This is a genomic window from Limnohabitans sp., from assembly GCF_046052825.1.
In the GTDB taxonomy this organism is placed as follows: Bacteria; Pseudomonadota; Gammaproteobacteria; order Burkholderiales; family Burkholderiaceae_C; genus Limnohabitans.
This window is the reverse complement of the sequence record NZ_JAVLFP010000073.1, coordinates 1-19,899: the sequence shown is the minus strand read 5'-3', so window position 1 is coordinate 19,899 and position 19,899 is coordinate 1. Positions and strand designations below refer to the sequence as shown.

General features: G+C 60.4%; 17 protein-coding genes and 1 pseudogene. 8 read left to right on the top strand and 10 right to left on the bottom strand.

Features of this window, described 5'->3' with window-relative positions; genetic code table 11:
• Positions 1-48 precede the first annotated feature (48 nt).
• From ACKWJN_RS12585 to acs, 6 genes are all read left to right on the top strand, one after another.
• A complete protein-coding gene (locus ACKWJN_RS12585; RefSeq protein WP_408597409.1) occupies positions 49-1,218 on the top strand; it encodes an amidohydrolase family protein in 1,170 nt (389 codons plus the stop codon).
• A 41-nt stretch (positions 1,219-1,259) separates the two neighbouring features.
• Positions 1,260-2,798 carry a hypothetical protein gene (locus ACKWJN_RS12580; RefSeq protein ID WP_408597408.1) on the top strand — a complete coding sequence of 513 codons (1,539 nt, stop codon included), beginning with the start codon at positions 1,260-1,262 and terminating at the stop codon, positions 2,796-2,798.
• A gap of 6 nt (positions 2,799-2,804) precedes the next feature.
• Positions 2,805-3,554, top strand: a complete 750-nt coding sequence (locus tag ACKWJN_RS12575; protein ID WP_408597406.1) for a flagellar motor protein MotB — start codon at positions 2,805-2,807, stop codon at positions 3,552-3,554.
• Between the two features lie 4 nt (positions 3,555-3,558).
• Positions 3,559-5,010: an EH signature domain-containing protein gene (locus tag ACKWJN_RS12570; protein ID WP_408597404.1), complete on the top strand. Its 1,452-nt coding sequence runs from the start codon at positions 3,559-3,561 to the stop codon at positions 5,008-5,010.
• Between the two features lie 24 nt (positions 5,011-5,034).
• The gene (locus ACKWJN_RS12565; protein ID WP_408597403.1) at positions 5,035-5,610 is read left to right on the top strand and encodes a DUF4337 domain-containing protein; all 576 of its coding nucleotides are present in this window, start codon (positions 5,035-5,037) and stop codon (positions 5,608-5,610) included.
• A 123-nt stretch (positions 5,611-5,733) separates the two neighbouring features.
• Positions 5,734-7,698 (top strand): acetate--CoA ligase, encoded by a 1,965-nt coding sequence (gene acs, locus ACKWJN_RS12560; RefSeq protein WP_408597401.1) that lies wholly within the window; start codon positions 5,734-5,736, stop codon positions 7,696-7,698.
• Positions 7,699-7,789: 91 nt separating this feature from the next.
• Here acs and ACKWJN_RS12555 read toward each other — a convergent pair whose 3' ends face one another.
• The 10 genes from ACKWJN_RS12555 to ACKWJN_RS12510 all read right to left on the bottom strand — a co-directional run bounded on the left by ACKWJN_RS12555 (position 7,790) and on the right by ACKWJN_RS12510 (position 17,959).
• A complete protein-coding gene (locus ACKWJN_RS12555; protein WP_408597399.1) occupies positions 7,790-8,890 on the bottom strand; it encodes an SMP-30/gluconolactonase/LRE family protein in 1,101 nt (366 codons plus the stop codon).
• Between the two features lie 55 nt (positions 8,891-8,945).
• Complete coding sequence (locus ACKWJN_RS12550; protein ID WP_408597397.1) at positions 8,946-9,827, bottom strand: 2-hydroxy-3-oxopropionate reductase; 882 nt, start codon at positions 9,825-9,827, stop codon at positions 8,946-8,948.
• Positions 9,828-9,866: 39 nt separating this feature from the next.
• Complete coding sequence (gudD, locus tag ACKWJN_RS12545) at positions 9,867-11,198, bottom strand: glucarate dehydratase (RefSeq protein WP_408597396.1); 1,332 nt, start codon at positions 11,196-11,198, stop codon at positions 9,867-9,869.
• A gap of 38 nt (positions 11,199-11,236) precedes the next feature.
• Complete coding sequence (locus ACKWJN_RS12540) at positions 11,237-12,190, bottom strand: Bug family tripartite tricarboxylate transporter substrate binding protein (RefSeq protein ID WP_408597458.1); 954 nt, start codon at positions 12,188-12,190, stop codon at positions 11,237-11,239.
• A gap of 33 nt (positions 12,191-12,223) precedes the next feature.
• Positions 12,224-13,201, bottom strand: a complete 978-nt coding sequence (locus ACKWJN_RS12535; RefSeq protein WP_408597394.1) for an SMP-30/gluconolactonase/LRE family protein — start codon at positions 13,199-13,201, stop codon at positions 12,224-12,226.
• A gap of 6 nt (positions 13,202-13,207) precedes the next feature.
• A complete protein-coding gene (locus ACKWJN_RS12530) occupies positions 13,208-14,491 on the bottom strand; it encodes a TRAP transporter large permease (RefSeq protein ID WP_408597392.1) in 1,284 nt (427 codons plus the stop codon).
• On the bottom strand, positions 14,482-14,976 hold the full coding sequence (locus tag ACKWJN_RS12525) for a TRAP transporter small permease (RefSeq protein ID WP_408597390.1): 495 nt from the start codon (positions 14,974-14,976) through the stop codon (positions 14,482-14,484). Before ACKWJN_RS12525 ends, ACKWJN_RS12530 begins: the two co-directional genes overlap by 10 nt.
• On the bottom strand, positions 14,977-15,945 hold the full coding sequence (locus tag ACKWJN_RS12520; protein ID WP_408597456.1) for a TRAP transporter substrate-binding protein: 969 nt from the start codon (positions 15,943-15,945) through the stop codon (positions 14,977-14,979). It abuts the gene before it with no gap.
• Positions 15,946-15,984: 39 nt separating this feature from the next.
• Positions 15,985-16,797 carry an NAD-dependent epimerase/dehydratase family protein gene (locus ACKWJN_RS12515; protein WP_408597388.1) on the bottom strand — a complete coding sequence of 271 codons (813 nt, stop codon included), beginning with the start codon at positions 16,795-16,797 and terminating at the stop codon, positions 15,985-15,987.
• Positions 16,798-16,930: 133 nt separating this feature from the next.
• On the bottom strand, positions 16,931-17,959 hold the full coding sequence (locus tag ACKWJN_RS12510) for a LacI family DNA-binding transcriptional regulator (RefSeq protein WP_408597386.1): 1,029 nt from the start codon (positions 17,957-17,959) through the stop codon (positions 16,931-16,933).
• 84 nt (positions 17,960-18,043) lie between these two features.
• Between ACKWJN_RS12510 and garD the strand changes: the two genes are divergently transcribed.
• Together garD and ACKWJN_RS12500 are read left to right on the top strand one after the other, a co-directional pair.
• The gene (gene garD / locus ACKWJN_RS12505) at positions 18,044-19,588 is read left to right on the top strand and encodes a galactarate dehydratase (protein ID WP_408597384.1); all 1,545 of its coding nucleotides are present in this window, start codon (positions 18,044-18,046) and stop codon (positions 19,586-19,588) included.
• 113 nt (positions 19,589-19,701) lie between these two features.
• Positions 19,702-19,899 (top strand): annotated as a pseudogene (locus ACKWJN_RS12500) (hypothetical protein); the annotation flags it as partial.

The following is a 19,899-nucleotide window of genomic DNA, read 5'->3' as shown; positions in this document are numbered from 1 at the left end:
GGAAAATACCCTCAAGCCGGCGGCGAGCGGCATGGTCTGATCCTGGCCATGAACACACGTCGCAACTTCCTTAAAAACACCGTCTTTTCGGGCATCACGTTTTGCTCGTGCAGCCTGCTCGACAACGCCTTCGCCCAAGGCACACCCACGGGTCCAGACAACAACGACTGGGGCAACCAACCGGCCTTGAACTACCGCCACCCCAAGATGGGCAGCAAACATGCGCCCGTGGTGATCGACGGCCAGCGTGTGCGCGTGATCGACGTCCACGCCCATTGCTTCTTCCCCGAAGCCGTGGCCTTGGCTGGCAAGGGCGTGAGCGTGAACGGAGCCGTCAAAGGCGGGCCGCAGCACTACATCCCGGTGACCGACAAAGAGGCGGTGCAAGTGCGGCTCGACAGCATGGACGCCATGGGCGTGGACATGCAAGTGCTCTCCAGCAATGTGTTTTGGTATGGCAAAGATGCCGCCTTGGCCGAAGAGATTTGTCGCATCAACAACGACAACTTGGCCAAGCTGTGTGCAGCCCACCCGACGCGCTTTTCGGCGTTTGCGTCGATCGCGCTGCAACACCCCGAGTTGGCGGTTCAGCAGCTGGAAGCGGTCATGAAACGCCCGGGGTTTCGCGGCGCCGCCATCCAGGCCAATGTGCAAGGCTTGGAGTTTTCCAACCCCAAGTTCGACCCGGTCTGGGCCAAGGCCCAAGAGCTGGGCGCGGTGTTGTTCATCCACCCACAAAGCACGCCCGAATTGGCCAAGCGCTTCAAAGGCAACGGCTGGTTGGGCAACACCATTGGCAACCCGCTGGACACCACCATCGCCTTGCAGCATTTGATTTTTGATGGCACCTTGGACAAGTTCCCCAAGCTCAAAATTCTCTCGGCCCATGGCGGCGGCTTCTTGGGTTCGTACGCACCGCGCATGGACCACGGTTGCTTTGTGTCACCCAGCAACTGCGACCCCACGGTGGTGCTCAAGAAAAAGCCCACCGAATACCTCAACCAGATGTACTTCGACTCGCTGGTGTTCACCCCCGAGGCCTTGCGCCACCTGGTGGCCCAAGTGGGGGCAAGCCAGGTGATGGTTGGCACCGACCAACCCATTCCCTGGAACGAAGCGCCGGTTGAGCATGTGCTGGCCACGCCCTTGTCCAACCCAGACAAAGTCGCCATCTTGGGTCGCACCGCCGCGCAGGTGTTGAACATTCCCAACTTCTGACGTGCATCGGGGCAGCGGCTGGAATTGCGGACAATAGCCGCATGTCCCTGAACCCCTACTTGGCCCAGCTGCAACAGCTGGCCGTTCCCCTGGCCATTGCCGCCCTCATTGTTGTCTTCTCGCTGGTGAGCTTTGGCGTCTGGGCGCGGCGCATACGCCATGTGGGTGTCGCCCTCCAACAACTCCAACACAGCCTGGCGCGCAACCCCCACAACAGCCGGGCAGCTTTGCAACAAGCCCAAGCCGACACGCGTGACCCAGAGCTGAAGTTTTTGTTGCGCGAAACCGAGGCTGGCTTGATTGACCTGCCCGACACGCAAGGCGCGCTGCAAAGCTACAGCTTTCGCAGCCACGCCGACACATGGGACGTGCGCAGCGTCTTGGGCGCGCGGCTGAACCTGGCTTTGTTCGAGACCATGCCCAATTTGCTGATTGGCTTTGGCCTGATGTGCACCTTCATCTTTTTGGCGGTGGCCTTGCAGCAAGCGGGCTTGGCCTTGAATGCGCTGGACGTGTCAGCACGCCAACAAGACCAGGCCTTGCAGTCGCTCATTGCCACGGCAGGCGGCAAGTTCATCACCTCGATTGCAGGGTTGCTGTGCTCGCTGCTGTGGAACTGGCGTGCCAAGGTGGCGCTGGAGAACCTGCAAGCCAACATCGACGCCTTGTGCCACGCCCTGCGCAGCCAAGTGCCCGACAACGCGGCCGAGGCCAGCGTGCGTCTGCAACTCAACTTGTTCCAAGACATGCTGGAACAAAACCGCGCCCAAGTCAGTCAATTGCGCCGCTTCGAAGGCGACTTTGCCAATGCCATTGGCGAGGCGATGTCGCGCCACATGCAACCCACGTTTGACAAGCTCAGTGGCTTGGCCGACAGCATCCAAACCTCCAGCCAAAGCTTTGGCCATGCGGGCAGTCAAGCCGCCGACGAGTTGGGCAAAGCCGGTGCCTTGATGTCCCAGGGCATCGAAAACGGTTTGGCCAGCTTCCACGACGCGGTGGCCACCTTGAGCCAAACCATCCTCACCACCCGCAGCACCGTGGCCGAACTGGACGCGGCCCTGACGCGCGCCAGCACAGCCGGCACCCAAGGCAGCGCCCAACTCAGCGCCTTGTTGGACAGCTTTGGCCACACGCTGACGCAAGTGCAAGGCGCCAGCGGCGAGTTGCACACCACCCTGGGCTTGATACGCAACACCGCAGACAGCTTCAAAGACAGTGCGCAGGCCGTCGAAAGCTCGGTCACGCTGCAACGCGCTGCGGCCAACGACTTCAAAGACACTTTGCTGCCCATGAACCAGGCCTTGGGGCAAACTGTGACCACCCTTCAAGAAAGTGCCCGTGCCGCTGAAACCGCCCTTGGCCACGTGCGCACCCATTTGCAAGAAGCACAACAAGCGCTGAGCGGCACGGTGGAAGCCCTCACACAAGGCGTGTCGGGCTACAGCGGTCAAATTGCCGAGCTACACACCAAGATGGACCAACACCTGGCCAGTGCCGTGAACCAACTCAGTGGCAGCATCACCAACTTGGAAGAAGTGTTGGACGAGTTCATCGAACACCTGCCCCACAAGCCCTGAGTCATGATGCTGATCCCACGCCGTCGCGCCACGGCCCCCCACGAACAGGTCGAAGAATCGGGTTACATGGCTTCGGCCAGCGACCTGATGATTGGCTTGTTGTTCATCTTCATTGTGATGGTCATGGTGCTGCTGGCCCGCAAGCCCGAGACGCCCAACGCTGCGCCGCCCGACCCGCTGGCTGCCGTGGTGCAAGCCATTGGCAGCCGCTTACAAAGCGCGGGCGTGCCGGTCACCATCAACCAAGCCTCGGGTGTGATCACCCTGCCCGCAGACACCTTGTTTGCCTTGGGTCAGCCTGACTTGCAAACGGAGGGCGTGCAAACCCTGCGCCAATCGGCCCTGCAACTGCAACAGGTGTTGCCCTGCTACATCTATTCGCAACGCCGCCAACTGCCCAGCGACTGTCCGCCCAACCCACAACAGGTGGAGATTGAAACCATCTTGATCGAAGGCCACACCGACTCGGCCCCCCTCAAACGCGGCGACTACAGCAACTGGCACTTGGGGCTCGACCGCGCACGTGCGGTCTACAAAGTGCTCAACGCAGGTGGCTTGCAAGACTTTCGCAACGAGCGTGAACAACCCGTTTTTGGCATCAGCTCCTACGCCGACGAGCGTCCCAGCGACAAAGACGACGCAGCCAAAAACCGCCGCGTCGAGTTGCGCTTTGTGCTGGCTTTTCAAGCCAGTGACAACCCCGCCGCCCAAGGCCCCAGCAGCACCTTGAAACGCATGCAAGAAACGGTGCGCTGAGAGCATGAACGCCAGCACCGATTTCTTCAAGCCGCTGCCCCCTGACTTTGACCAACTGGCGCATGCAGCCCGCATGCGGCGCGGCACGGGCTTGGGCCCCGAGCCCGACCTGCGCAACGTCGGCGAGCGCACCTTCAGCGCGTTTGAGGCCGTGGCCTTTTCACCCCTGCCCCCCGCAGATGCTCGCCAAGCGCCACGCCCACGGGACTGGCGCCACCTGCCCTACGCCTTGTGGCTCCAAGGCAAGCGGGGCCTGCACGGGCATGCCGAGCTGACGCAGTATTTTTGGCACACCACCCTGCCCCAGGCCTTGACGACACGTCGCCCCCTGAAATGGGCGCGCCCTTTGCTGCACACCTACTTGCAGCACTTCGCGCCCGACGACGCGGTGTTTGTGCAACTGGCCCACAGTGCGCGCCATTTTTTTGCCGATCAACGGGTCATGCAACCGCTGGCCAGCACCGAGGCGTTTGGCCTGCAACGCCTGATCGAACACCTGCAACTGCTCGACCCACAACAAGGCCCTGTGCAGGTGGCAAGCGACATCCTGGCGCTGCCGCGCGACACCCGCTTGACCGACTGGCAAGCGCAACACGCCTTGACCTCGGGCTTTTGGCTCAACCCCTTTGCACAACAGACCTTCCTGGTGGCGCTGAACGCCCCCGAAGAGGTGCGCTGCACCTTGGCTTACATCGAGCGCATGTGCGAATGGGCGCTGCACGCCCCGGGCACACCGCAACAGCGTTTTCGCTATCCGATTTGCCGCGACGAGTTTGCCCACAGCTTGCTCTCGCCGTGGTTTGAACGCACGCCACCGCCCGAGGTACAAGCATTTTTGATGTCTTCCTTGCTGCGCACCTTGGGGGACCCCCGCCACGACCATGCAGGTTGGTTGGGCGTGCGCCAACAAGCCATGGCCACGGTGAGTCGCTGGCTGACGGCGCGCACGCTGGACGCGTTTTTTGACATCCTGCGGCACACCGACGACGACATTGGCCCTTACCGCCGCCGGTTCTGGGAGGCCTATTTCCATGCCGGCCATCTTTCAGAAGCGTGGGTGGCTTTGGGCGAAGAGGCCTCGGCGGCCTTGCGCGCCATCGACCCTGCTGGCGAGCTGGCCCATGGCAAAATTTTGGGCAAGATCGCACCCAAGCAATGCGTGCTGATGGTCCGCATGGGCCATCTGGTGTTTTGCGACTGGAGCCATGACGGCCGTTTGCGCGCCATCGATGTGCACAGCCGACAAGCACCCAAGCTCTACCAAGCCGAGTACGCCTTGCATGAATTGCGGTTTGCTACCCCCCTGAACTTCAACCAAGGCCTGTCCGACGATCCGGGTTTACGCCACCTCCATTCCCACCTCGCGGGCTGGCAAACTCTCGCCCGTGACTTCATGGCGCAACATTTGGGATTTGAAATTCCCATCCCAGATTTGATGCCAACAGAATCCATTTAAACCACCAACCTCCAGGAGAAAAATATGAGCGAAATGCCAGAAACCGAATTGCCAGAGCACGGCAACAACGACCCCTTCCGCACCCGCTGCGCCATGCTGGTGTCTACCTTGGCCATGGTGTTGGCCATTGCCAGCTTGGGTGGCAACAACGCGGCCAAAGAAACCATGGTGCACAACGTGTTGGCCGCCAATGCTTTTGCGTTCTACCAAGCCAAGAACATCCGCCAGACCGATTACAAAATTGCGGCCGATGACATCCAGGTGCAACTGGCCCAAGACAAAGTCAGCCCCGCTGCCAAAGAATTGCTAGAGAAAAAACTGGCCGATTACCAAAAGAATATCTCGCGCTACGAGTCAGAGCCCGAGACCGGTGACGGCAAAAAAGAGCTGATGGCCAAAGCCAAAGAACACGAGCATGAGCGCGACCACGCCATGCAACAAGACCCGTGGTTTGACTACGCCGAAGCACTGCTTCAAATCGCCATTGTGTTGACCTCGGTCGCCATCTTGACGGGCGTGCGGACCTTGTTTTGGGTGCCGTGTGGCTTAGGGATATTGGGCATCTTGTCCACCATCAACGGCTTCGTGCTGTGGATTTGACCTAACGCAAACAAACCCTGGGTGGTGGTGTGAGCCACAACCTCGTCAGACCCTTGTAAGAGCCCCCCGCCACAGTTGCGGGGTTCCACGCCAGTGCCGTCTAAAAATGAGGAGACCGTTTCCATGAGCGACATCACCATCCACCAGCCTTCCGCTGAATTTGTCAAAAATGCCACCATCTCTGGCATGCCCGCCTACGAGGCGCTGTGCAAAAAAGCAGACACCGACTACGAAGGTTTTTGGGCCGAACAGGCCCGCGACTTGCTGAGCTGGAAAACTCCTTTCACCCAAACGCTCGACGAGAGCAACGCCCCCTTCTTCAAGTGGTTTGAAGACGGCACCTTGAATGCCTCGTACAACTGCCTCGACCGCAACGTCGACAAAGGCCTGGGCGACAAAACCGCCATCATTTTTGAAGCCGATGGCGGTGAAGTGACCCAGATCACCTACAGCCAACTGCTCACCAAGACCTGCCAGATCGCCAATGGCCTGAAGTCCATCGGCGTGAAAAAAGGCGACCGCGTGATGATCTACATCTCGATGTCCATCGACGGTGTGGCCGCCATGCAAGCCTGTGCCCGCATTGGTGCCACCCACTCGGTGGTGTTTGGCGGTTTCTCGGCCCAGTCGCTGCGTGACCGCATCGAAGACACAGGCGCCGTGGCCGTGATCACCGCCGACCAACAAGTGCGCGGCGGCAAACACCTGCCTTTGAAAGCCATCGTCGACGAAGCCATCGCCTTGGGCGGTTGCGACTCGGTGAAGAACGTGTTGGTGGTCAAGCGCACCGGTGGCGACATTGCCATGACCGCTGGCCGCGACCAATGGTTGGCCGAGTTGGCCGACAAACAAGCCACCACCTGCGAACCCGAATGGGTGGGTGCTGAGCACCCCTTGTTCTTGCTCTACACCTCGGGCTCCACCGGCAAACCAAAAGGCGTGCAACACAGCACGGGCGGGTACTTGCTGCATGCCGCACTGACCACCAAGTGGACTTTCGACTTGAAAGACAACGACGTGTTCTGGTGTACCGCCGACATCGGTTGGGTCACGGGCCACACCTACATCACCTACGGCCCCTTGGCTTTGGGCGGCACAGAAATCGTGTTTGAAGGCGTGCCTACTTACCCCGATGCCGGGCGCTTCTGGAAGATGATCCAAGACCACAAGGTCTCGATCTTCTACACCGCGCCCACCGCCATTCGCTCGCTCATCAAGGCCGCTGAAGCCAACGATGCCGTGCACCCCAAGAGCTTTGATTTGTCGAGCCTGCGCTTGCTGGGTTCGGTGGGCGAGCCCATCAACCCTGCGGCTTGGGAGTGGTACTACAAGCACGTGGGCGGCAGCCGCTGCCCGATCGTGGACACCTTCTGGCAAACCGAGACCGGTGGCCACATGATCACACCGCTGCCCGGTGTGACGCCCATGGTGCCCGGCTCGTGCACCCTGCCCTTCCCTGGCATTCAAGCGGCGGTGGTGGACGAAGCGGGCCACGACATGCCCAACGGCCAAGGCGGCATCTTGGTGGTCAAGCGCCCCTGGCCGTCGATGATTCGCACCATCTGGGGCGACCCCGAGCGCTTTGTGAAGAGCTACTACCCTGAAGAGTTCAAGGGCAAGTACTACCTGGCGGGCGACGGTGCCATCCGCGACGAGAAGACCGGTTACTTCACCATCACCGGACGCATAGACGACGTGTTGAACGTGTCGGGCCACCGCATGGGCACGATGGAAATTGAATCGGCCTTGGTGAGCTGCACTGAGCTGGTGGCCGAAGCCGCGGTGGTGGGTCGTCCTGACGACACCACCGGTGAAGCCATCTGCGCGTTTGTGGTGTTGAAGCGCCCCCGCCCTGTGGGCGACGAAGCCAAAGCGATTGCCAAAATCTTGCGCGACCACGTGGGCAAAGAAATTGGCCCCATCGCCAAGCCCAAAGACATCCGCTTCGGTGACAACCTGCCCAAGACACGTTCCGGCAAGATCATGCGCCGACTGCTGCGCAGCTTGGCCAAGAACGAGGCGATCACCCAAGACACCTCGACCTTGGAAAACCCAGCCATCTTGGACCAGTTGACCGACAACCATTGATCGGTTTCAGGTACTGACAGCCTCTGACAAGAGGTCGCAAAAAAACCCGCTGTCATTGCGATCAGCGGGTTTTTTGATGTGCTGCGGTCCATCAAGCCGCGCCGTGTGACTCCACATACAAAGCGTAGACCGAGTGGCTGCTGGTCATGTAGAGGCGATTGCGCTTAGGGCCGCCAAAAGCCAAGTTGGCGCAACGCTCTGGCAGTTGGATAAAGCCAATGGCTTTGCCTTGTGGGTTGAACACCATCACACCGTCCAAGTCTTCGGACTTGCCTTTGAGACCGAAGACTTTGCGCAAGCCCATGTCAGTGGGCTCAGCTTGGAGTGCGCCGTTGCTGCCCCAGCCGCACCACAGGTTGCCATCACGGTCGACCTTGAAGCCATCCAAAGCGCCTTGGTCGGCTGCATCAATGAGTTTGGTTTTATTGGACACACTGCCATCGGCATTCACATCAAAGCTCCAAATGCTGCGGTTAGGCGTGCCCTTCCACTCCACCACATAGAGCTTTTTCTCGTCGGGCGAGAAGGCCAAACCATTGGGATTGACAAGCTCGGTGATCACTGCGGTGAGTTTGCCATCGGTACCGATACGGTAGACATTGGTGGTGGCTTGCTCGGGTTTGGCACGTGAACCTTCCCACTCGCCATTGATGCCAAACACGGGGTCGGTGAACCAAATGCTGTCGTCTGACTTGACCACGATGTCGTTGGGCGCATTCAAGCGCTTGCCTTCAAAGCTGTCGGCCAACACGGTGATCTTGCCGTTGAGTTCGGTGCGCGTGACGCGGCGTGTCACCGAGTGCTCGCAAGTGATGAGGCGGCCTTGGCGGTCGATCACATTGCCATTGGCGTAGTTGGCTTTCTCACGGTAAACAGTGGTTTTGCCGGTGGCTTCATCAAACTTCATGATGCGGTTATTCGGGATGTCGCTGAACAACAAATAGCCGCCCTTGGCGTGGTAAGCCGGGCCTTCGGCCCAGCGCATGCCAGTGGCCACTTGTTCTACCGTGCTGCTATAGATGCGGTACTTGGTAAAGCTAGGGTCCAAGATCTGCACCGCCGGGTCGGGGTAGCGCTGGTTAGGGCGAAAGCCAAACGACTGCGCGTCCGCAGCAGCGCTTAAGGCTGTCAAGCCGGTACCTGCAGCCATCTTGAGCCATTGACGGCGTGGCGTTGAAGTTTTGTTTTGCATGTGTTGTCTCCCAGGATGAATGTTCTCTGTGTCGCGGCAACCGGCCGAACGGTTTTTAAACAGCGGCGCTGACTTGATGCCCCGCCATCAACTCCAGCGCCTTGACCAAGGCCGAATGGTCCATTTGCCCCCAGCCATTGGCAGCACAGGCCTGCATGAGTTGCGCGGCTGACGCGGTTTGCGGCAAAGACACGCCCATGGTCTTGGCACCGTTGAGGGCCAGGCCCAAATCTTTCTGGTGCAGGGCAATGCGAAACCCAGGGTCAAACGTGCGCTTGATCATGCGTTCGCCATGCACTTCCAAAATTCGACTGGCCGCAAAACCGCCCATCAAGGCCGAGCGCACTTTGGCGGGGTCGGCCCCTGCTTTGCTGGCAAACAGCAAGGCCTCGCCCACCGCAGCGATGTTCAAAGCCACGATGATTTGATTGGCCACCTTGGTGGTTTGGCCGTCGCCATTGCCGCCCACCAGGGTGATGTTTTTGCCCATCAACTCGAACAGGGGTTTGACTGTGTCGAAGGTGGCTTGTGCGCCACCGACCATGATGGTCAGGCTGGCGGCTTTGGCCCCTACTTCACCGCCGGAGACGGGCGCGTCCAAGTACTCGCAGCCCAAGGCGTTGATCTGTTGCGCAAACTGCTTGGTGTCCATGGGCGAGATGGAGCTCATGTCCACCACGATCTTGCCGGCCGTCAAGCCTTCGCTCACACCCTCTGGGCCAAACAACACACGCTGCACATCGGGCGTGTCGGGCAACATCAAAAAGATGATGTCGGCGGCACGCGCCACGTCGGCATTGGTGGCACACACGGTGGCGGCGCTCAACACCGCAGGCACTTGGCTGCGGGTGCGCACATACAGGTCGTGCTGGGCATTGAGCAGGTGTTGCGCCATGGGCGTGCCCATGATGCCTAGGCCGATGAATCCAATTTTCATGAGAGGTCCTTGGTGTTTTAAAAATGAGGTTCTAAAAAATCAGCGCACCATGCACGGGCGCTTGTGGTCAAACTTCCAACCGGGTATCAGGTATTGCATGGCTGTGGCGTCGTCGCGTGCGCCCAAGCCGTGTTGCAAATAGAGCTGGTGCGCAGCCTCGACCTTGTCCATGTCGAGCTGCACGCCCAAGCCGGGCTGGGTGGGCACTTGTACATGGCCGCCGATGATGTGCAGGGGCTCTTGGGTCAGGCCCTGGCCGTCTTGCCAAATCCAGTGGGTGTCGATGGCGGTGACCTTACCCGGTGCCGCAGCCGCCACATGGGTGAACATGGCCAAGGACACATCGAAGTGGTTGTTGGAATGCGAGCCCCAGGTCAAGCCCCAGTCGCGGCAGGTTTGGGCCACGCGCACCGAGCCAGCCATGGTCCAAAAATGCGGGTCGGCCAGCGGAATGTCAACGCTTTGCAGCGAGAGCGAATGCGTCAGCTGGCGCCAGTCGGTGGCCACCATGTTGGTGGCGGTGGGCAAGCCGGTGGCACGGCGGAACTCGGCCATCACCTCGCGGCCACTGAAGCCCTCTTCGGCCCCGCACGGGTCTTCGGCGTAGGCCACCACACCGTGCAGGTCGCGCATCAAGCGCACCGCATCTTTGAGCAGCCAGCCCCCGTTGGGGTCGAGCGTGACGCGTGCCTGTGGAAAGCGTTCGTGCAAGGCACGCACGGCCTCAATTTCGGCCTCACCCGCCAGCACACCACCTTTGAGCTTGAAGTCGTTGAAGCCGTATTTGGCATGTGCGGCCTCGGCCAAACGCACCACCGATTCGGGTGTCATGGCTTCTTCGTTGCGCAAGCGGAACCACGCATCGTCTGCGTCTTGTTCGCTGCGGTAAGGCAAGTCGGTGCGGGTGCGGTCGCCAATGAAAAACAAATAACCCAACATCTCCACCGAGCTGCGCTGCTGGCCTTCGCCCAAGAGCGCCGCCACAGGCACGTTCAGGTGCTGCCCCAGCAAATCGAGCAAGGCCGACTCCACCGCTGTGACGGCATGGATGGTGGTGCGCAGGTCAAAGGTCTGCAAGCCACGCCCGCCCGAGTCGCGGTCGGCAAAACGCGCGTGCATGCGGTTGAGCACGGCTTGCACCTGGCCCAGGCTTTGGCCCACCACCAGCTCGGCAGCGTCTTCTAAGGTGGCGCGAATTTTTTCGCCACCGGGCACTTCGCCAATGCCGGTGCGGCCTGCGTTGTCGGTGAGGATGAGCAAGTTGCGGGTGAAGAACGCACCGTGCGCGCCCGACAGATTGAGCAGCATGCTGTCATGCCCGGCCACGGGGATGACGCGCAATTGGGTGATGGTGGGCGTGGTGTGGGTCATGGGTAGGAGAAAGTGGCGCCGATTGAATCTGCTTCGATTCAATCCGCTTTGATGTTGCGCGATTCGATGAGTTTTTTCCAACGGGCAAATTCAGCGGCCTGGTAAGCGCTGAATTGCTCGGGCGTGGTGGCCACAATTTCAAAGCCAAGCTCCAGCAATTTGGGTTTGACCTGCGGGTCGTTCAAGGCCGCCAAGATGGCCGCATGCAGCTTGGCCTTGAGGTCTGCGGGCAAGCCACGCGGGCCCGCAATGGCTTGCCACGAATACACATTGGCTTCTTTGATGCCCAGCTCTTCCAGCGTGGGCACCGCTGGCAAGAGCGGCGAGCGCTTGGCACTGGTGATGGACAGCGCACGCAGTTTGCCCGCCACGATTTGCGGCATGGCGGTGTTGAGGTTCATGAACGAGGCGTCCACTTGCCCGCCCAGCAAATCGGTCATCACGGGCCCACCACCTTTGTAGGGCACGTGCACGCCGGTGGTGCCGGTTTGCAACCAAAACAACTCGGCGGTGAGGTGGTCGCTGCTGCCGTTGCCCGAAGACGCAAACGTCAACTTGTCGGGGTTGGCTTTGGCAAAGGCCAGCACCTGCGCCATGGTTTTGTGCGGCGAGTTGGCGGGCACCACCAAGACATTGGGCGCTTGCACCGCGACGCTGATGGAGTCGAGGTCTTTCAAGGCGTCGTAGGGCACTTTGCTGAGCAAGTGCGGGGCAATCACAAACGGCCCCAGCGACGACACCAGCAAGGTGTGGCCATCGGCCGGCGCACGCGCCACAAAGCCAGTGCCAATGGTGCCGGTCGCACCTGCTTTGTTGTCGACGATGAAGCTACCGCCAAATTTTTCTTGCAGCTTGGGGGCCAAGGTGCGGGCAATCAAATCGGTGGAACCGCCGGGCGGAAACGGCACCACCAAGGTCACGGGTTTGTCGGGCCATGCGTGGGCAGTGCAAGCCAGGCTGAAAGTCGCGGCGGCCAAGAGCCAACGCAGCATGCGTGTGTGTGTCATCTCAACTCCTGAAGGGAATCAGTCCGTGGCACCACGGGTGTTGGTGTACAGCGCATACAGCGAATGGCTGCTGGCCATGAACAAGCGGTTGTGTTTGGCGCCGCCAAAACACAGGTTGGCGCAACGCTCGGGCAAGTGGATGTGGCCGATGGCTGTGCCATCGGGGGTGAACACGCGCACACCGTCGAGTGCGGCGGCATCTGCATCCAAAGAACCATCGCTGCCCCAGCCACACCAAATGTGGCCGGTGGCATCCACCGCAATGCCATCCAAGGCACCCGGCCCTTGCGCGTCGATCACCAAGCGCTTGCCGCTCAACACGCCATCTGTGGCCACGTCATAGGCCCACACCTTGCGGTGCGGTTGGGCGCGGCTCTCCACCACATACAACACCGACTCGTCGGGCGAAAACGCCAGACCATTGGGGCCTTGCAGATCGGTCAACACCTGCTGCAAGACACCGCTGTGCGGGTCGATGCGGTAGACCGCATGGGGCAGCTCTGCGGGGGCGGCATCGCCCTCCCAATCGCCGCCGATGCCAAACGGCGGGTCGGTGAACCACACCGCGCCATGGCGCTGGCACACGATGTCGTTGGGTGAGTTGAGCCGCTTGCCCTCAAAGCGATCGGCCAACACGGTGATGTGGCCGTTGTATTCGGTGCGTGTGACGCGGCGCGTTTGGTGCTCGCAGGTGAGCAAGCGCCCCAGGTGGTCACGGGCCAAACCGTTGGCATTGTGGGACGGGGCGCGAAACTCACTCACATGGCCCGACGCATCGTCCCAACGCAAGATGCGGTTGTTGGGAATGTCCGACAACAGCAGATAGCGGCCGTCGCCAAACCACACCGGGCCCTCGGCCCAGCGCAAGCCGCTGGCGAGTTGCTCGACGCTGCTGCTGAACAAACGCAGCTTCAAAAAGCGGGGGTCCAGCACCTCAATGCTCGGGTCGGGGTAACGCGACTGGGTGTGGAAAGGAATCTGCGGGCCAGTGGTCATAGCGGCTTATTTCAAAATCAAGTTGGGCAGCCACATCGAGAACGCAGGCACATAGGTGACCAGCATCAGTGCAGCAATCAGGCCGCCGTAAAACGGCCAAATGGTTTTCATGACCGTGCCGACCGACACGCCGCCAATGGTGCAACCCACAAACTGGGTGGTCCCCACCGGTGGGGTGTTGAGCCCCAAGGCGCAGTTGATCAGCATGACAATGCCAAACTGCTCGGTGCTCATGCCCATTTGTTGGCAGATGGGCAAAAAGATGGGCGTGCAAATCAAAATGGTGGCCGCCATGTCCAAGAAAGTGCCCAGCACAAACAAGATGATGTTCACGCACAAGAAGATCACCCAGGGTGTGGTGCTGAAACCCGACAACATATTGCCCGTCAACTCGGCCACGCCGTACAAGCCAATCAGGTAACCAAACATCGAGCTGATGCCAATCAGCAGCAACACAGCACCGGTGCTCTTGACGGCTTTGGCTGCGGCCTTGAGCAGTTGCTCACGCGTGAGTCGCTTGTAGACCACTGCTGCCAAAAACAAGGCCCAGACCACGGCGACAGAAGCCGACTCGGTGGCGGTGAAGGCGCCCGACAAAATGCCCACAATGATGATGACCACCACCAGCAAACCCGGCAGAGACTGCAAGAACGAATGCCCCACCACCGCCCAACCTGGGAAGGTGCCTGCGGGGTAACCACGCTTCACGGCCACGGCATAAGCCGCCACCAAGTTGCAGATCGTCAACACCATGGCGGGCACGATGCCGGCCAAGATGAGCGCCGCAATGCTGACCTTGCCGCTGGCAGCCAAGGTGAAGATGATGAGGTTGTGGCTGGTGGGCATCAAAGCACCCACCAAGGACGCATGGGTGGTGACGTTGACCGCATAGTCCGCGTCGTAACCCTCTTTCTTCATTTGCGGAATCAGCACCGCGCCCATGGCAGACACATCGGCCACTGGCGAACCACTGACGCCGCCAAACAAGGTGCAGGCCAACACATTGCTCATGCCCAGGCCGCCACGCACATGGCCCGCGAGTGACTTGGCAAAGTCCACGATCTTGTCGGCGATGCCGCCGTACATCATGATCTCGCCCGCAAAAATGAAAAACGGAATGGCCAAGAATGAAAACGGGTTCATGCCCGAAATCATTTGCTGAAAGCCCACCGCCAAGGGCAGGCCCTCGTACAACAAGGTGGCCAATGAGGACAAGCCAATCGAAAAAGCCACCGGCACGCCGAGCAACAGCAGCAGCGTGAAGCTCACGCACAAAATCGTCAGTGCCATGAAGGCTCCACTTCTTCACCACGCACTAGCGCGATGATGTGCTCCAAAGAGAACAACACAATCAAGCCCCCAGCCATGGCAGGTGGCGCGTATTTGAAAGCCTCAGACAAACCCAGGGTGGGGATTTTGTAATCCCACACGCTGTGCGCCAGCAAGCCGCAGTTGTAGGCCATGACCACGCCAAACACCAACACCAAGGCGTGGATCATGAGTTCCATCTTGAGCCGGATGCCCTCAGGCACCAGCACCAAGAGTGACTCCAACCCGATGTGGCCCGCGTCGCGCACCCCCACGGCCATGCCCAGCATGGTCACGTAGAGCACCAACAACACCGCGCCACTCTCGGCCCAGGTGGGCGTGTCGTTGAACACATAGCGCCCAATCACCTGGTACAGCACGGCGGCAATCAGCAGCATCAAACCCGTGACGCCGATCTGCAAGCACAGCCGCGCCAAGGCAGCACAAAAGCGGGTGTAGGTTGACATTTACTTGACGGCGTTGATGCGCTTGACCATGTCTTGCAACTTGGGATCTTTCAAGAACTTGTCGTACACCGGCTTCATCGCAGCTTGGAAGCTGGCTTTGTCCACGTCCACAATTTCAGCGCCACCGGCTTTGACAATGGCCAAGGACTTGGTCTCACGCTCGTCCCACAGCTTGCGCATGTAGACCACCGACTCTTTGGCGGCGGCACGGATTTGCTTTTGCTCGTCGGCCGACAAGGTGTCCCACACTTTTTTGGAGAACAACAAGATTTCGGGCGCCATCGAGTGCTCGGTCTTGTTGTAGTACTTGGCCACTTCGAAGTGGCGTGAGCTTTCGTAGCTGGGGTAGTTGTTTTCAGCCGCGTCAACCAAACCGGTTTTGAGTGCGGTGTAGACCTCGCCATACGGCATCGGTGTGGCGTTGGCGCCCATGGCTTCGAGCAAGGACACCCACAAATCGCTTTGCTGCACGCGCACCTTCAAGCCCTTGGCATCGGCCAAGGTTTTGATGGGTTTTTTCACGGTGTAGATGGAGCGAGCGCCTGAGTCGTAGAACGCCAAGCCGACAAAGCCTTGGGGCTCGCAGTCTTTCAAAATTTCTTCGCCGATGGCGCCGTCCAACACCTTGCGCATGTGTTCGGTGGAGCGGAACAAGAAGGGCATGGTGGGCACCATGGTGGCGGCGCAGATGTTGTTCATGGGTGCCACGTTGACGCGGGTCATGGCCAGCGCGCCGAGCTTGGTTTGCTCGATGGTGTCTTTTTCTTGACCCAGAGCAGATTTGGCAAACACCTTGATGGTGAACTTGCCATTGGTGGCCTTGCTGAGCTCTTCGCCCATGTGACGCACGGCCTGCACCGTGGGGTAGTCGTCGGGGTGGATGTCTGATGAGCGAAATTCGATGGCTTGGGCTGTGAGGGCGAACACCGAGGCCGCTGCGGTGGCGATCAGGGTTTTGAGCAAATTCAAACGTGCATGCATGGTTGTCTCCTGGAGTGGTTTAAGAATTCAAAAAGGTCCGGCTTTGACAAAACCGCCGCCTTGGTAAATCACGGCGGGGTCGGTGAGATCGAGGGTGGGTTGGTTGGCCTCTGCCGCAGCGCGAAAGGGTTCTGAGCTGTCTTGCGGGCGGTAGCCGATGTGCTTGGCCGAGGTGTTGTCCCACCAAACGTGGTGGTTGTCCGACATGCCGTAAATCACGCTGTAGCCCACCACCGGCGAGCTCAAGCTGGCCACGACCAAGCGCTCTAAGTCGTCGTAACTCATCCAGGTGGCCAGCATGCGGCGGTCTTTGGCCTCAGGGAACGAAGAGCCGATGCGCAAGCACACGGTTTCAATGCCGTAACGGTCAAAGTAAAAACGCGCCAGGTTTTCGCCAAAGGCTTTGCTCAGGCCGTAGTAGCTGTCGGGGCGCACGGGCATGGTGGGGCTGACCACTTCATCCTGCCGGTAAAAGCCCGTCACATGGTTGGAGCTGGCAAACACAATGCGCCGCGTGCCGTGGATGCGTGCGGCCTCGTACAAGTTGTAAGCGCCCACGATGTTGGCTTGCAAGATGTCGTCAAACGCATGTTCGGTCGAGATGCCGCCCAGGTGAACCACGGCGTCTACCCCGTCCAACAGCGCCAGCACAGCAGCCCGGTCTTGCAAGGCCACTTGATGGACCTCTTCGCCCGGCTGGGCCGCGCCCAATTCGGCCAGGTCACTGACGCGCAAGACCTCACAGCGCGCCGTCAGACGTGGCCGCAAGGCCCGCCCCAAACCACCGGCAGCACCGGTGAGCAACAGGCGTTTGTACAAGGGCTTGGGCGTGGAGGTCATACAGAGCTAGGGGTTGAAACAATGGGTTGAAAGGATGCATTGAGTTTGATTTGGTAGCGCTACCAAATCAGTGAAAGAATGCTAGCGAACAGAACTTGGCGCGTCAATGGGTTTGGCCTAGGGTTTACGCCAGTCAGGTGCTGGCACGCTCAACGATGGAAAACCCCACATCCACAATGCGCGCGTCCACTGCGCGGCCTTCGGCACGCGCCATCAAAAACTGGGCGGCTTGAAGCCCAATGTCGCCCCCGTTGATGCGCACGGTGGTGAGTGCGGGCTCCATGTCGGCCACAAAGGGCACATCACCAAAACCGACCACCGCCATGCGCCCGGGGATCGACACCTGCTGGGCGCGCGCCTCGGTCACCACGCCCAAAGCCAGCAAGTCGGAACTGCAAAAAATGGCATCGACCTCGGGGCTGTGCGTCAAGATGTGCGCCATCGCATCGCGCCCACTGCGCAAGGAGCGCGAGGCCCCCACGTTCACCACCTCGGCGGGCGGCAAGCCTTGCTGGGCCAGCACCTCTTGAAAAGCGATGGTGCGGCGATCCGCACGCTCGTCTTCGGCCCGCACGATGGCAAAGCGGCGACGCCCTTTGCCAATCAAAAAACGGGCCACGGCACGGCCAATGTCCGAGTGAGAAAAGCCAATCAGCATGTCAATCGGCGTGGGCGTCAAGTCCCAAGTTTCGACCACCGGAATGCCCGAGGCCAGCAAGCGGGTGCGGCCTTTGCCGGGGGGCAAGATGCCTGTTAAAAAAATGCCGTCTGGGCGTCGCCCGATGATGGCTTCGAGCAAGGTTTCTTCGCGTGCCGCCGAGTAGCCCGACTGGCCCAACATCAGCTGGTAGCCCGCGTCAAACAAGGTGTCGTTCAAGGCCTCGATGGTTTGCATGAACACCGACATCACGGTGCTAGGCACCACGGCGGCGATCAAGCGGCTGCGCGACGAGGCCAAGCCGCCCGCCATGCGGTTGGGCACGTAGCCGGTGCGCTGCACCGCTTCTTGCACTTTGCGCAGCACGTCGGGCGACACCTGGGCGGGGGTGTTGATGGCGCGCGAGGCCGTGATGGGGGCCACACCGGCCAGCATGGCCACGTCGCGCAAGGTGATGGCGCCACTGCTGCGGCGTGAACGTTTGGTGTGGTCTGACTCCGACATGGGCAGGTGTGATCTCTCTTGCAAGCGCGGTCATGGTACCGCTATCATTGACACAAAGATAGCACACATCCACTGGAGACTTTGATGCGCCCGCTCACCATCCGCATGCATGCCAGCGACAACGTCGCCATCGTGGCCAACCACGGGGGCTTGCCTGCCGGCACCGTGTTGGACTCCGGTCTGACCTTGAAAGACCGCGTGCCCCAAGGCCACAAAGTGGCGCTGTGCGACTTGCCTGCCCAAAGCGCCGTGCTGCGCTATGGCATTCCCATCGGCTACGCCTTGCAAGACATTGCGGCGGGCAGTTGGGTGCATGAGCGCTTGTTGGCCATGCCTGCGGCGCGTGGGCTTGACCACTTGCCCATGGCCACCGTCAAGCCTGAGCCGCTGCCTGAACTGGAGGGCTACACCTTTGAGGGCTATCGCAACGCCGATGGATCGGTGGGCACGCGCAACATCTTGGCCATCACCACCACGGTGCAATGCGTGTCGGGCGTGGTGAGCTTTGCCGTGCAACGCATCAAGGCGGAGTTGCTGCCGCAATTTGCGAACGTGGACGATGTGGTGGGCCTGGAGCACAGCTATGGCTGCGGTGTGGCGATTGACGCCGATGGGGCAGAGATCCCCATCCGCACGCTGCGCAACATCAGCCTCAACCCCAACTTTGGCGGCGAGGTGATGGTGGTCAGCCTGGGCTGCGAAAAATTGCAGCCCGAGCGCTTGATGCCGCCCGGTGCCATCCCCATCAACGACCAACGCGGCGAAGCGCTGGATGTGGTGTGTTTGCAAGACGAGGGACACGTGGGTTTCATGTCGATGGTCGAGCACATCATGGCCACGGCCCAACGCCACTTGACCCGACTCAACCAACGTCGCCGCGAAACCGTGCCCGCCAGCGAACTGGTGGTGGGCGTGCAGTGCGGTGGCAGTGATGCGTTTTCGGGTGTCACGGCCAATCCGGCGGTGGGCTTTTGCACCGACTTGCTGGTGCGCGCAGGCGCGAGTGTGATGTTCTCAGAGGTGACCGAGGTGCGCGACGGCATTGACCAACTCACCTCACGCGCCAGCAGCCCTGAAGTGGCCCAAGCCATGGTGCGCGAAATGGCGTGGTACGACGCCTACCTGGCGCGGGGTCGGGTGGACCGCAGTGCCAACACCACGCCGGGCAACAAGCAAGGCGGGCTGTCCAACATCGTGGAAAAAGCCATGGGCTCCATCGTCAAGTCGGGCACAGCCCCGATTTCTGGTGTGCTCTCGCCCGGCGAAAAGCTGCGCCAAAAGGGCTTGATTTATGCCGCCACACCCGCGAGCGATTTCATTTGTGGCACCCTGCAGTTGGCTGCTGGCATGAACCTGCATGTCTTCACCACCGGACGCGGCACGCCCTATGGCTTGGCCGAAGTGCCGGTGATCAAAGTGGCCACACGCACCGACTTGGCCCGCCGCTGGCACGACCTGATGGACATCAACGCGGGCACGATTGCCGATGGCGACAAAACGATTGAGGAGGTGGGCTGGGAGATGTTCCACCTCATGCTAGACGTGGCCAGTGGTCGCCACAAAACCTGGGCCGAGCACTGGAAGCTGCACAACGCGCTGGTGCTGTTCAACCCCGCGCCTGTGACCTGAGAAGACGCAGCCGTCGCACGAAGACACAGCCAGTTTGAAGTGGCATCCACACTTCACAGGTTGTTCACAGGAGCGCGCCTAAAATCGCCACACTTTTTCAGCCCGCCCACACATTGTCTGCCCCTTCGTTTTCCAACGTCAGCTACGCCTCTCGTCAACGCACGCCGCGCCGTCACGTGATGGGCATTGTCGGGGTGTTGGTCTTGCATGGCTTGCTGTTGTGGGCCATCCAGTCGGGCTTGGCGCGCCAAGTGGTCAAGCTCACCGAGAACACGGTGGAGGCTTTGCTGCTGTCAGACAACAGCCCCAAG